This is a genomic window from Pedobacter steynii, from assembly GCF_001721645.1.
Taxonomy (GTDB): domain Bacteria; phylum Bacteroidota; class Bacteroidia; order Sphingobacteriales; family Sphingobacteriaceae; genus Pedobacter; species Pedobacter steynii_A.
Genome location: NZ_CP017141.1, coordinates 5,551,202 through 5,565,163, shown reverse-complemented (window position 1 = coordinate 5,565,163; position 13,962 = coordinate 5,551,202). Strand labels below are relative to the sequence as shown.

Annotated in this window: 10 protein-coding genes; 2 read left to right on the top strand and 8 right to left on the bottom strand. The window is 41.2% G+C overall.

All coding sequences use genetic code 11. From position 1 onward, the window contains the following. Positions 1 to 25 precede the first annotated feature (25 nt). Positions 26 to 1,105 carry a phosphotransferase enzyme family protein gene (locus BFS30_RS22955; protein ID WP_069381430.1) on the top strand — a complete coding sequence of 360 codons (1,080 nt, stop codon included), beginning with the start codon at positions 26 to 28 and terminating at the stop codon, positions 1,103 to 1,105. On the opposite strand, the gene BFS30_RS22950 is transcribed toward BFS30_RS22955, so the two are convergent. The 8 genes from BFS30_RS22950 to BFS30_RS22915 form a co-directional block, all read right to left on the bottom strand. Continuing rightward, positions 1,050 to 2,747 (bottom strand): GMC oxidoreductase, encoded by a 1,698-nt coding sequence (locus tag BFS30_RS22950; protein WP_069381429.1) that lies wholly within the window; start codon positions 2,745 to 2,747, stop codon positions 1,050 to 1,052. The genes BFS30_RS22955 and BFS30_RS22950 overlap by 56 nt on opposite strands. A 12-nt stretch (positions 2,748 to 2,759) precedes the next feature. Beyond that, positions 2,760 to 3,257 carry a gluconate 2-dehydrogenase subunit 3 family protein gene (locus BFS30_RS22945; RefSeq protein WP_069381428.1) on the bottom strand — a complete coding sequence of 166 codons (498 nt, stop codon included), beginning with the start codon at positions 3,255 to 3,257 and terminating at the stop codon, positions 2,760 to 2,762. A gap of 17 nt (positions 3,258 to 3,274) precedes the next feature. Beyond that, positions 3,275 to 5,926, bottom strand: a complete 2,652-nt coding sequence (locus BFS30_RS22940; RefSeq protein WP_069381427.1) for an outer membrane beta-barrel protein — start codon at positions 5,924 to 5,926, stop codon at positions 3,275 to 3,277. A gap of 51 nt (positions 5,927 to 5,977) precedes the next feature. Further along, positions 5,978 to 7,180, bottom strand: a complete 1,203-nt coding sequence (locus BFS30_RS22935) for an SGNH/GDSL hydrolase family protein (protein ID WP_069381426.1) — start codon at positions 7,178 to 7,180, stop codon at positions 5,978 to 5,980. Between the two features lie 47 nt (positions 7,181 to 7,227). Then, positions 7,228 to 8,445 (bottom strand): hypothetical protein, encoded by a 1,218-nt coding sequence (locus BFS30_RS22930; RefSeq protein WP_237028645.1) that lies wholly within the window; start codon positions 8,443 to 8,445, stop codon positions 7,228 to 7,230. A 49-nt stretch (positions 8,446 to 8,494) separates the two neighbouring features. Further along, complete coding sequence (locus BFS30_RS22925) at positions 8,495 to 11,854, bottom strand: DEAD/DEAH box helicase (protein ID WP_069381425.1); 3,360 nt, start codon at positions 11,852 to 11,854, stop codon at positions 8,495 to 8,497. A 53-nt stretch (positions 11,855 to 11,907) separates the two neighbouring features. Next, positions 11,908 to 12,492 carry an O-methyltransferase gene (locus BFS30_RS22920; RefSeq protein ID WP_069381424.1) on the bottom strand — a complete coding sequence of 195 codons (585 nt, stop codon included), beginning with the start codon at positions 12,490 to 12,492 and terminating at the stop codon, positions 11,908 to 11,910. 61 nt (positions 12,493 to 12,553) lie between these two features. Next, on the bottom strand, positions 12,554 to 13,105 hold the full coding sequence (locus tag BFS30_RS22915) for a 5' nucleotidase, NT5C type (protein ID WP_069381423.1): 552 nt from the start codon (positions 13,103 to 13,105) through the stop codon (positions 12,554 to 12,556). A 92-nt stretch (positions 13,106 to 13,197) separates the two neighbouring features. Here BFS30_RS22915 and BFS30_RS22910 point away from each other — a divergent pair, with 92 nt between their 5' ends. Continuing rightward, the gene (locus BFS30_RS22910) at positions 13,198 to 13,947 is read left to right on the top strand and encodes a DeoR/GlpR family DNA-binding transcription regulator (RefSeq protein ID WP_069381422.1); all 750 of its coding nucleotides are present in this window, start codon (positions 13,198 to 13,200) and stop codon (positions 13,945 to 13,947) included. Positions 13,948 to 13,962 lie beyond the last annotated feature (15 nt).

Sequence of the window (13,962 nt, the reverse complement as noted above, 5' to 3'; positions counted from 1 at the left end):
TCTATAACCAATTCTGATAAGACGCATGTTTGAAAATATTTTACCATTGTATGGCCTGGATTCTGAAGATACGACTGTTAACCTTTTTGGCGATGGCCTGATTAACCATACATGGAAAGTAACTGCGGGCGGGCAGAACTATATCCTTCAAAAAGTAAATACAGATGTATTCAAAAATCCTTCGGATATTGACAAGAACCTCTGTTTACTAAAAGACTTTTTGAGTAAAAAAGATCCTGACTACTTATTTGTATCCCCAATAAAGACATTATCCGGTGCATCGCTATTGCATACCGCATCTGGTTATTTCCGCTTGTCTCCATTTGTAGATGGCTCTGTTTCTTTAAATGCACTGACGAAAGAAGAAGAAGCCTATGAAGCGGCCAGACAATTCGGTAAATTTTCTGGTTTACTTGCTGATTTTAATGCAGAAGACCTTAATATTACCATTCCTGATTTTCATAACCTGAGTTTAAGGTACGAACAGTTTAAAACAGCCTGTGCAAACGCCAATCCGGAAAGAATGGAAAAAGCAAAAGCCTATGTTGATTTTATCAATGATCATCAGGATTTGGTAGATACCTATCTGGACATTGTTGCCAACAAAGAAGTTCCATTAAGGGTAATCCACCATGACACCAAAATAAGCAATGTCCTGTTTGACAAAGATTATAAAGGTATTTGTGTGATTGACCTGGATACCGTAATGCCCGGGTATTTTATCAGTGATGTCGGGGATATGATGCGTACCTATCTGTGTGCTGCCACTGAAGAAGAAACTGACTTCAGTAAAATCAGCATCAGAAAAGAATTCTTTAAAGCGGTCTATGACGGCTATATGGAAGAAATGCAAGGCGTGCTCACCGCTACGGAAAAAGAGTACTTTACGTATGCGGGAAAATTCATCATCTATATGCAGGCCATTCGTTTCCTGGCAGATTACCTTCAGAACGACGTCTATTATGGCGCTAAATATGAAGACCATAATTTTAACAGGGCAGTCAATCAAATCACCCTGTTAAAAGAATACATCAAAATTGAAGAGGAACTTAAAGCTCCCCTTTCTTCATTGAACGAACCGCATAATCAACCGCACGCGCAGTAAGCGCCATATAAGTTAAGGATGGGTTTTGTGTGGAGGTTGAAGTCATACAGGCCCCATCTGTAACAAATACATTTTTACAATCGTGCAATTGGTTCCATTTGTTTAGTACCGATGTTTTGGGGTCATGTCCCATTCTGGCACCTCCCATCTCGTGAATATCCAGCCCCGGGGCTTGTCCGGCGTCATTAGCCTTGATGTTTTTAAATCCAGCTTCCGTAAACATCCCGGTTAATTGCTCAAGATAATCTTTCTTCATCTTTGCATCGTTCTCATCATAATCTATAGAGATGCGCAACAAGGGAATTCCCCACTCGTCTTTTTTGTCTTTATCCAGTTTTACATAATTACTTTCCTTCGGAATTGTCTCTCCCATCATGTGGGAACCGACCTGCCATGGACCCAGGTTTTTATGGAGTAGTTGTTCTTTTAAATCAGTTCCAATACCTGACATATCTCTTTCCGGTGCCCGGTAAGCAGAAAATCCTGCTGCGTAGCCTCTTTTAAAATCTGTCTCCTGTTTCAGCAGGTTTCTAAACCTCGGAATATATCCGCCATCTGAAGGATTTCTGCCGTCCGTTGTAAATTCTTTCAGGCCCTCATATTCCGCGCTGATCCTTGCACTGTAATTGTGGAAAGCTACATATTTACCTAATACACCACTGTCATTTCCCAGTCCATCAGGAAAGCGGGAAGACGTTGAATTTAAAAGAATCAGGTTAGTATTGATTGCAGCGGCGTTCACAAAAATCACCTTTGCAAAATATTCAGTTACTTCTTTTGTATTCGCATCCACTACCCTTACCCCTGAAGCTTTACCTAGTTTTTCGTCATAAATAATCGATTCTACGACAGAAAAAGGTTTTAAAGTAAGGTTTCCTGTTTTAGCTGCCCAGGGTAAAGTGGAAGCATTGCTGCTGAAATAACCACCAAATGGGCAGCCCCGCTGACATAGGTTTCTGTTCTGACATTTGCCTCTTCCCTGATCAAAATGAACCTGACGAGGTTGCGACAAATGTGCACAACGCGCACTGATTACATGCCTGCCCTCGTATTTTTCGCTGACTGTCTTCTTAAAATAATCTTCCACCGCATTCAAAGGAAAAGCCGGTAAAAAATCACCGTCAGGCAATTGTGGCAATCCATCTTTATTACCCGAAATTCCCGCAAACTGTTCCACGTAAGTATACCATGCGGCCAGGTCTTTGTACCTGATTGGCCAGTCTACCGCAAAATCATCTCTCAAAGGTCCCTCAAAATCAAGGTCACTCCAGCGCTGAGTTTGTCTTGCCCATAATAAAGATTTACCACCTACCTGATAACCACGAATCCAGTCGAACGGTTTCTCCTGAACGTAGGGATGTTCTTTGTCTTTCACAAAAAAGTGCATCGCGTCTTCTCTGAAGGCGTAACATTTACTGACCACCGGGTTTTCCTTTCGGATCGCTAAAGTCAGCTCACCCCGGTGTTCAAATTCATAGGGATATTTATTTGTTGTCGGGTAATCAATCAGGTGTTTCACATCCCGGCCCCGCTCCAGGACCAATGTTTTCAGGCCCTTTTCTGTAAATTCTTTGGCGGCCCATCCACCACTAATGCCCGAGCCAATGACGATGGCATCATAAGTATGTTGTTTGTTTGACATTTTCTCTTTTACTTAAGCTGTTTTAACAGGGAAATAACCATTGTACCTTCCGGGAACCAATTCCCAGATGACCAGGTTGCTCATTACATATTTGGAATTCAGGTAACCGCCAATGGTACGTGATTTCATAATAGAGAAAAACTGGCTGATTTCTTTAGCAAGGCCGGCTTTGTTCGCATTGGCTTCGGTTAGCAGTTGTTTCAGCTCTGCTCCTTCCAGTCCTTCAAAGGCTTTTAAGCCGTTGATAAACTGTTCCTGTTCTGCTTTATCATAGCAATCGTCCAGCATTTTTAATACAAAAAGGTGAAGTCCAAGGTCTTTTGCACCTGAAGTGTTTGTTTTTGGGATAATCAGTTCTGCAATCTCCGCCAGTAATTTCTCCTGTGCAGCAGAGATATCGAGGTGTTGCAACTGAATAGAAACTTTGCCTTCATTCCTTAAGCAGGAAGGCAGCAGGGCCAATCCCCCTGCGAATATGAGTACTTGTTTTATAGCTAAACGTCTGTTCATTGATTGATGATGTGCTGCTAATGTAATCCAAAATCCTGAAGTCTCATAGAAAAACCAAGCACGAAAAAACGGGTTACCCCTTCTGTGCGGCTTTCTGTAACGGCATTATCAGAGAAAGTTCTGTTCAGTCCGTTTCCCTGATTCAGGAGATCATTTACGGCAAAGGTCAGCATTCCTGTTTTATTTTTAAAGAAGGTTTTTTCAAAGCCGGCATTGATCAGCAAAGGATTATTTGCTGAAAGTGAGTATCCACTGTTAATCCGCTTGGATCCGGAAAAATTCAGGGTAAATGATTTCGTCATGATCCACCGGGAATAGAGGTTGAACATCCAGGTCTCTACTTTTCGTGTCTGACCCGCATTCAAAGAGTATGTATTGGTATTCAGTACATAACCCGCCTGTGCACTCAGGCTAATTTTATCTGTATTTACCGAGAGGCTCAGTTGTTGGTTAAAGTTAAACCGTTTGCTAAAGCTTTTCTTTCCATCCGTAAACAGAACATCATTTGCATGGTCCAGGTTTCCATTAATCGTAAGAGCAAACCTTCTTTTTGAAAAGGGATAATTTAAGGAATAGGAACTTCCAACGTTATAATTTCCATTGGCGTTTACATAACGTGTTTCCTGCTTCAGGCTATTTAACGTATCTCCTACCAGCAGCACATTGGCAACCACCTTATTTTGCACGAAGCTGGTATTCAGTCCCATTTGAAAAGACAGTCCGCCTTTCGGATCAAAAAGTCGGTAATCTATGTTTCCGGTATGGTTAAAAGAAGTTTTCAGATCAGGATTGCCAATAATGATGTTTTGCAAATCCCTTGTATCCGGTACCGGTTGCAATTGCTGGAAGTCCGGTGCATTGCTGGAACCGGTGTAATTTCCACTCAGGGATTGTGAAGGAGAAATCACAAAATTCAGGTCTCCGGAAGGGGAAAAATTCAGGGTGTTCTGTCTGATCCTGTCCGTACGGCCTTCATAGCTTCCTTTTAACGAACTCGGCTGCAAAGAGATTCCGGCACTATAATTCAGGCGCTTTGAACCATACCTATAGCTGACCCGTAAATTGTTATTGATAAAATTGGAATGGTAGACATTGCTGAGTGAATCCACAAAACTGATCGTGCCGTTTGCATCCTTAACCCTGGTCTGTAGTCCGTTATTGGTTGAGGACAGTGAAAAGGTATAGTTAAAGTCAATATTCCTGGTGCTTACCGTATCATCGGCCTGGCTCAATGGTTCGCTGTAGCTGATACTTGTACTCATCTGACGATTAGCGCTGTTGTTGTCAATCAAACGGTTCAGGAACGACTCTTTCACAAACTCTCCGGTTTTCTGATCGTAATAACCTATCCGGTTCATCATATCCTCTTCGCTTTTCGAGTCCGTTATACTCCCGGAGAAATTCAGGTAAATTGCCCTTCCTTTTTTTGCAAACCCTTTACCCCATCCAAAGTTACCGTTGAGGCTGGGGTTATACTGACTGGAGTTACTTCTGTTGGACAAATCCTGACGAATGGCTCCTTTCTGAACGGATTCCGAACTGCTGTTGGACACGCCGTTGGAGAAACCTCCGTTTAAAGACCCGGTGAAAAATTGCTGATCATAAGTCCCATTCATATTCAGGTCAAAATTATGACTGTCAGACCTGGACTTTGATTTATTGTCATTTGTAGTATATAGTGTTCCCAGCGAGTTAACCCGTTCAATGTAGTTGAACTGATTGCTTTCATTCAGGTTATTGTTAAAAGAGTAATTTCCGGATCCATTGGTTCTTTTAGTGATCTGATCCCGGTAATTTGCGGAGGTGTAGAAAGACCGGTTTGCTCCCCCGGTATTCCTGGTATTGTTAAGGTTTGTGCTCAGTCCTGCCTGTTTATTGTCTTTCCAAACATTACCCGTAGCCTGGAAGCCATATCTATTATTTGTACCGCCATCGACCCCTGCATTTCCGAATTTACCTCTGTTTCTTCCCGGTTTGGTAACCAGGTTAAGGATCTTTTTAGGCTGGCCCATTTTTATTCCTGTGAGTCTGGCCTCATCCCCATAATCATCTATAACCTGTAAATGAGAGAACATTTCCGCAGGAAGCTGTTTAATAAACTCTTTTACATTTCCAGTAAAAAAGTCTTTACCATTCACCCGGATTTTAGTCATTTCTTTACCCATGCTGCTGACTTTTCCATTCTGGTCTACCTCCACTCCCGGCAGTTGCTTGAGTAACTGTTCCACATAATCTCCTTCACGAACTTTATAAGCTGCAGCATTGTACTCCAGTGTGTCTTTTTTGACTTTCATGGCGACCACTTTTCCTTCAATAACGACCTCCTTCAACATCAGTGTATCGGGTTGTAAAATGAAGGATTCCAGCTGAAGGGTATTTGCTCCTGCTTTGAAACTGAAATTGCCAGAATGGGGTCTATAACCGATGCTTCTGATGAGGAGAGAAAAATCCGGAGACAGAACCTGATTAAAAGAAAATTTACCATTTTTATCTGTATTGGTGCTCAGGGTATCCTTACCTGCAATAATTCTCACGTTTGCTCCCGGAATAGCCTGCTTTGTGCTGTCTGTTACCTTACCGAGGACATCACGCTTTATCTGGGCAGTTGCTTTCAGTCCGAGACCTGATACAATAATAAGAAATAAGCAAATCCGCTCAGCAATAGTCAATTTAATTTCAGTTTACAGCTTAAAAGTCCCTAAGATAGATAAAAGCTCTGGTTAGTTGACGAGAAAATGAGCAATACGACAAGCATTTCCTGTGCTTTTCCCATTTTTATTTTCACTGATTCTGAGTCTTAACGTATGATTGCCATTCTTTAGGTTGCTGTCGAATAGCACATACCAGGGTAAGTGTAAGGATTTACTCCATTTAGTATACAAATCCAGTTCTCTTTCTGGGCCATTGTCTATGGTATATATTACTTTTCCGGCATCCGCTCCAGATACGATAGCCATGCCAACCGCATTTCCCTTAAAGTTCAGGCTTAAGATAGCCCCAGGTTTCTGTGCAGTTAGCATCGGAATATTTACAAAACCTTTACGCGTATTTAAACCGTCTTCTGGCAGCCAGTTTTTATGTAAAATCCAAGCCTCTGAGCGTGTTGCATCGGTTAGTTCTACGTAATGCCCTTTTTCAAAACTACCATTATTCATGGGCAAGGATAGCTTCCGATGGCTGCTTGCTAATGGGATTGTTGTTTTCTGCGGATCAAAGTTAAGAGAGAGCAGTTTCCTGATGGCCCGTGCATAGATTCCCTGTCCAAATGGAGAAGGATGCAGGTCCTTAAAATCTTCCTCCCAGCTAAATTCCTTGTTCTGCATTCTATCCCTGACTGCCTTAGCCAGGTTGATGGAGGGCAATCCGTAATAAGCGGCCAGCAGTTCATGGTTTGCAACAGAAACCGGAGTTCTTCCTTCATTGTAAGCTTTAGTCTTATCTGGATCAGCAAAAGACATCAGAACGATGTCAATTTTGGGTTGATGTAGTCTTGCATTTCTGATGATGCCTTCCAATGCCCGCAATTGGACCAGGCTATCCGTACCGTTCACTTCATCATTGACCGCTGCTTCCAGAAACAGTAAATCTACTTTTCCCGAATCCAGCACATCCTGTTTTAAACGGAAGGCATGTGGCAAGCTACCCAATGAGGGTATACCTGCGGTAATAAAATGAAAAGAAGTATTTGGGAAACGACGTTGCAGACTAACAGATACAGAATCTCTCCAGCCAGGTGCATAGGTAATTGAGCCACCAAGAAAGGCTACAGTAGCCGATTTCTGACCTTTAAAAACCTGAAATGCATTTTCGAGTCCATCTCTTGAAGAGAGGTAATTCAAGTCATCAAGGACAGGAAGCTGTCCATTTGCAAAGTTTATAAAACCGAGTACTGCAGAGAAAAAAAATAAAACCTTCCGGGTCATAAAAATCAGATCAACTATATTAAATAAGGCATTAAATATAGCTATTTTTAATGTCCAGGGTCGTACTGATAGACAATTTGATAAGGAATATTTTTCAGTTTTGCAGAGATCACCCCAATTGGAAGATCTTCTTTCTGAGGAGTAGGTTCACAAACGGAATAAAGCTTTCCTTTGTAAACGATGGCATCTCCAATCGGCTTGTCAAACTGAACGGCCATAGTGATGTGCGTAGGATATAACAGTGCAATCATAGGTATGTTATAAATCTCTTTTACCAGGTAAAAGAAAAGTGCCACGCGATCATCGCAATCGCTATGACTTGCAAATAGGGTTTCTTCCGGAGACAGTCGCTTTTCATTTCCAAAATTAGCGGCATCATCTTCATATAGAAAAGCATATCGGGTAAATCGCATCAGATAGTCAACCCCTTTCTTCTGACTCATTCCCTGAATGTTCTTTTTAAGCAGGGGAATCAAGGATCCATAAGTTTCTTTACTGAGGGGGATGTTAAAATAAGTTTCAAAATCTACCGCAGGATAATTGGCAAAAATGGCCTCTATCTCCCGGTTCAGTTTAATGTTAAAATGGTAAGCTTTATGTTTATACACAAACTCCAGTCTCTTTTCAAAATAATTATCCGGTTTAAAATCCGGCATTTTAGTCACTTTGTAGGAAAAGGATTTTGTTGCGCCAGTAATATTGATAGTCACAGGAATAGGTGGATCTTCATTCAGATCTGCTTTAGGATAGTCATGATAGTTCAAACACATGAATTTCTTTTGATCCACCATAAAGAATGGAATATCCCGGATGTCTTCATCATTAAAAATATAGAAGATGATTCTGTCTTTACTCAGTGCCAGTCTTGCATCATAGCCCGATTTTGCTAAGAAGAACCATTTATACAGGGTATAACGGCTATAATTATTCTGCTTAGGGCTGATTTGCTGGGCTACTTTCCGAATCAGCTGATAGTATAACCAGTCGTTTAGTTCATATTTTTTCCGATAACCCAGCAGAGAATCTATGATTGCCCGGTATTCCGCGGTATTTAGCCGTTCATAGGCTGATTTTATCGATTGTTGTGAAAGTTCAGGTGCTGGAACCAGGACTGATGTATCAATGTTAGTATTAAACACCCCTTCATAAAATTCAAAAGAAATCCATTGCTTACCCTGACCATAAACGTTTGTCAAAGTAAACATCAGAAATAAAGTCCCGAAAATTTTAAAAAGACGGTCCATAAGAATTGCTGCGCTTAACATTAAATATACCTAAAATTTACTTTAGTTTAATGTGATAATCAGGTCTTATTTAACTAAATAAAGCCAGCAATTCTTTTTTGGATAAAGATTTATAAATAGAGGCATCTGTTTTTATCAGGTCTCTGACCAGGTCTTTTTTGGAAGCCTGCAGTTTCATAATTTTTTCTTCGATGGTATCCGGGCAGATCAGACGGACTGCAATGACATTTTTCTGTTGTCCGATGCGATAGGTACGGTCAATTGCCTGATTTTCTACCGCAGGGTTCCACCAGGGATCCACCAGATAAACGTAATCTGCCTGAGTCAGATTAAGTCCAACCCCTCCTGCTTTTAAACTGATCAGAAAGACACGAATTTCCGGGTTATCCTGAAAGGATGCCACAACCGCCTCCCGGTTCCTGGTTTGTCCACTGAGGTATTCAAAAGCGATCTTTTTATGTTTTAATTCCTTTTTAATCAGTTCCAGCATCCCTACAAACTGGGAAAAAACCAGGATTTTATGTTGTGGTGATTTATTTTCTATCTGCTCCAGTAAGACCTCCATTTTGGCAGAAGAGCTACCATAAAACTCATCTTCGCTTAATAGTGCCGGAGAATTGCAGATCTGTCTCAGCTTTGTAATACCTTTCAAGACATTCATCGTATTACTCGCTACTTCTTCATCTGTCTGATTGGTCAGGTAGTCGCGGATTTCCTTTTCATACCCATCATAAACTTTACGCTGATCAGGTTCCATTTCACAATAGATGACCATTTCTGTTTTATCAGGAAGCTCTTTAGCTACCTGCTCTTTTGTACGTCGCAGAAGAAAAGGATTGATCCTTTTTTGAAGTTGAATGGCCGCTCTACGGTCCTTAAACTGGTCTATCGGCGTAGAATAGATCTCTCTGAAATATTGTTTGCTACCCAGCAGGCCAGGACAGGCAAAAGAGAGCTGACCGTAAAGATCAAATGTATTATTCTCTATCGGTGTTCCGGTAAGGACTACTTTATTACGGGATTGCAGCAAGCGCACCGACTTATAACGCTGGGATTCGGGATTTTTAATAGTTTGTGATTCATCGAGAAAGATGTAATTGAAGCGGTAATCTTTTAAGAACCTGATATCTGTAAGTAAGGTGCCATAAGAAGTGATCACTACTTCATACTTATCGAATTCATGATGATTCTTAATCCGCTCTGAACCATAAACCGTCAGCACCTTTATAGAAGGTGCAAATCTCTCGATTTCCTGTTGCCAGTTAAAGATCAGAGATGCAGGAACCACAATGAGGTTGGTGTTGTGGTGGCCTTTTGTTCTTTGGGAAAGGATGAAAGCAATAATTTGTATGGTCTTTCCCAGCCCCATATCGTCGGCCAGGCAGGCCCCGAAATTAAACTCATCCAGAAAGTTCAACCAGTTTAAACCCTGTTTCTGATATTCTCTCAGGGTTGCATTCAAGCCTTCTGGTACCGCTACATCGGTGATGGTGTCTGAACCCGAAAGCCTGCGCTTATAAATAGCCAGCTGATCTTTCACCGACTCATCCAAAAGCTGGTCTTCGTACATTTCTTCAATTGCAGTAAAACTGATCTTTGGCGTGTGAATGTGTTCTTCAATCACCTCCCCGGCATTAAAATATTTGGTAAACTTTTCAATCCACTCATCAGGAAGGATCCCCAGAGTACCATCATCCAGTTTTACGAACTTGTTTTTATTGCGAATAGATTGGTGTAAATGTCTTAAGGAAACCACCTGGTTTCCATATTTCAGCTTTACCGCTGTTTTAAACCAGTCGATCCCGCTCATTACATTGATCGAGATTTTGGCCTGATGTGCATTCAGGTTGTTGTTCTTTAGCTGGTTGAAACCCAGTATACTGATATTCTTGTTCCGCCATTCCTCAAAAGCATGAAGAAACCAGTTATCCTCTAAAAGCCGGGTTTTGTGCAGGTAAAAACAATCGTTGCTTTCCAGCTGATCTTCAAAATATGGGTGTTGCCGTACCACGTCAGAGGTAAACTGAAGTTCTGTTTCCGTATCGCGGGATAAAGTAAAAAGATTGCCATTTCTATCTCTCGACTTGATCTGCTTTCTGGACAATACGGGGATTTCCAGGTCTCCGTACCTCATTACTGGTGTAAACAATACAAAATCTTCGGATTCTGATAAGTAAATGATCTGCTCATTTTCCAGGTCAAAACCTTTCTCTTCTATCTGTTTTTTTGTGGCGGGCTTGAGATAATCATAAGTGATCTTAATCCTGTTTTCCAATTTGGAGAGGATATCATCCTGAAAAGCTTCAAATTTAGAATGGTGGATCAGCATCTTATCATGGTGCTGCTTAAAGAAATCGATCACCCTTAAAAAGTCAGGGTTATCAATTAAATGAAGATCCCGGTTCATCTGAATGAAATAATGATATTTCAGCTGAATCTGGTCCAGCGCGTAGTCGGTACCATCGAGGCTCAGTTTGCCCGACACCTCATAGAACTCTTGTCGCTGGCTGACATGTAAACTCATATCTACACTCAGTGTTTTTAACTGAATTGGCCGGATCGAACTTGCTGTAATATTAGCTGATACCTTTGCATCGTGCAGAAAAACATCCAGTTTAAGGGGATTTTTCGCAAGTGCTTTAAGCGCATCCAGATCTGAACCTGTACGTTCAGAATTATAATTGTTTTGAAATTTCAGTACCCCACTATAAAATTTAAGCTCCTCTGTCCGCTCAGTTTTCCAGATCAGATCGGATGGATTGATGGTTGTTACCGGGTTTTTAAACTTCCCGTCCAGGGTGGTGTGCGCTTCAATCAATTCTAAAGTCAGGTGGCTGTAAAAACGATGTTGTCCAAACACCAATCCCATTTTATGGTTCGCTTTAAAAGATCCTGAAACCGGCAATTGCAATCCTTCCTTTGGCAGCAGGGTATTTTTAAGTGCTTGTTTACTGTGATTATTTAATGGAAAGAGTTCCTTTTTGACCGCTTTAATCTTCGTTTGGCCATTTTCATATTCAAGCTCAAAGAAATCAGAAATCTGTGCTTCTTTTTCCAGTCCGTAATCTCTGGCCTGCAGTCTCATTTGTTCCAGGCGAAGTTTGCGATCCAGGAACATACGGATAGCGGGGCGCTCTATAATATTGTATAATGCCTGGGCCTGATGTACACATAATTTAGTGCTGGTATCCCTGCATCCACAAGTCAGTGTCGTGATCTGCTCATTTTGAATAATGCCCACTCCTGGAAAAGGAATGCTGCTGCCGGGATGGTTGAAAAAAACAAAATCAATGCCGATGGAATCCGGAACAAGGTCATAAAAGCCTTTAACATCAGTGTCCACCTGTTCATTGATATGTTTTAATATAAATAAGGTTGTTAATTCTGAAAAATCAAAATCTCTTAAAATGTATTCTTTTCTAACCTCCATTCGCTACGGCAATTTCTGGAGCTAAAGGTAAGGAGAAAATGAATTTAACCCGGCTATACTTTCTTTTTTGTTGCAATTACAATTCCAGTTGCCCAGCATTGTTTAGTGATCACCAGATCTGTTCTTTTATCCAGTTCTTCTATTAACCGGGTTGCCTTTTCGGCATGCCCTTCCGGCCAGTTGGCTTGTGGTAACATATCATCTATAATATAAAACGCACCCGGATTCAGCATTTCTATCACTTCGTCCAGCATCAGGTATTTTCCGTGCCAGGTATCTGCGAAAATATAGTCGAATTTCTGCTTACTATTGCGTTGTATCCAATCCCCTCCATCTGCATATTCCAGCTTCAGTCTTTTATCATTGACCAGGAAACGTCTGGCAATTGATAAAAAATTATCGTCATTATCGATAGAAATCAAGGTAGCAGCATCATCCATTCCATCCAATATCCAGGAAGCAGATAATCCTGTTCCTGTTCCCAGCTCCAGAAAACGACCTCCCGGTTTTGAGCCGGCCAGGGTTTTTAGCAGTGAACAGGTCAAAAGATCCGAGGCCATTGAAAATTCAGAATCTGCAGTGGCTTCGTTGATGGCAATATAGGCTATAGGATAAGCCTGTTTGATTTCTTCTATCATTTTTCTACCTGGTTTTGTTTGAAATCCCAATATAGAAAAAAGATAGGGATTGAAGCCTTGCTTAGGCGCCGACCAGGCTTTCTTTTTCCAATAAAGCCAATACTTCTGTCCAGCTATTTACCCTCACATGATGGTGTTGGTTCACATTGTGCGAAGCATTAAACATGATGGCCTTTCCTTTACAGAAATCCAGGTTTTTACAGTGGTCATCAATCAGGTAATCGGTATCAATGATGCTTTTATCTCCGCAAAATATGATATTTGTCCAGCTGATGAATGGAAAATGTTCCGCCAGCCATTCCAGCTTCTCCGATAAACATTGTGGAAATTCCGTTGCGGCTGATACGATATAAACCTCGTAATCTTCCATCAATTGCTTAACTGCGGCCACTGCTCCTTCCATTACCGGGATGGTCCTGAAGAAACCAGGTGTATATACATACCGTTTCACTGCACCTTTATCCGGAAAACCTTCCGGTTCCATCACGCCCAGTCTTTCCTCTCTTGGCACCCTGATGCCATGTTCATTTTCGTACCAATCCATGAATTGCTCTTCTATATCTGCAAGAACCCCATCCATATCAATTCCAATTGTCTTTTTTATCTTATTCATTTGTTTTTCGTAATATGTTGCAGCAAATATAGCAATATTTTGCAATATTTTGCAACAAAAGCCTCAGCTTAAATACTTATATTTGCAACAATATGATAAAGGAAGAACGATTACAACTGATCATAGAACATATCCGCAAAGAGCGAAAAGTTCTATTGGGTGATTTAAGTACGTTATTAGGTGTGTCAGAAGACACCGTGAGACGCGACATTAAAGAATTATCAGACCAGGGCTTATTAAAAGCTGTTCGTGGTGGCGCCATTTCACGCTCTCCTATTCCCCGACATTTCCGTGAGCGTGAGCACTATGATGTCAGTCATAAAGGAATTATAGCAGAAAAAGCGGTAAAACTGATAAAGAACGGACAGGTGGTTTTATTTGATTCAGGAACATCTGTTCTTGCCATTGCCACACTTTTGCCCCGGGATTTACAAATAACAGTCATTACCAATAGTTTCCCGGTAGCTACTGTCCTGGAAGACCATCCCTGTATAGAAGTCATATTCCTTGGCGGAAGATTAAATAAATCTTCCTTCTCTACCTCTGGTTTTGAAGTAATCCAGACCATCAGGGGTATAAGACCAGACATTTGTTTTCTGGGCATTTGCAGCATTGATCTAATTTCGGGTGTGACCGGGATCAGCTATGAAGATTGTCAGGTGAAAAAGGCAATGGTAGAAACTTCTAAACAGATTATCGCGTTGGCAACTGTAGAAAAATTAGGTACCACAGAACCTTATTATATCACCAGCATGAGTGACATCGATACGATCATTACTGATATTGATCCTGATGACGAAAGTCTGAAGGCCTATAAAGATGCTGGAATCAGACTGGAATAATCCAATCCGATTCTG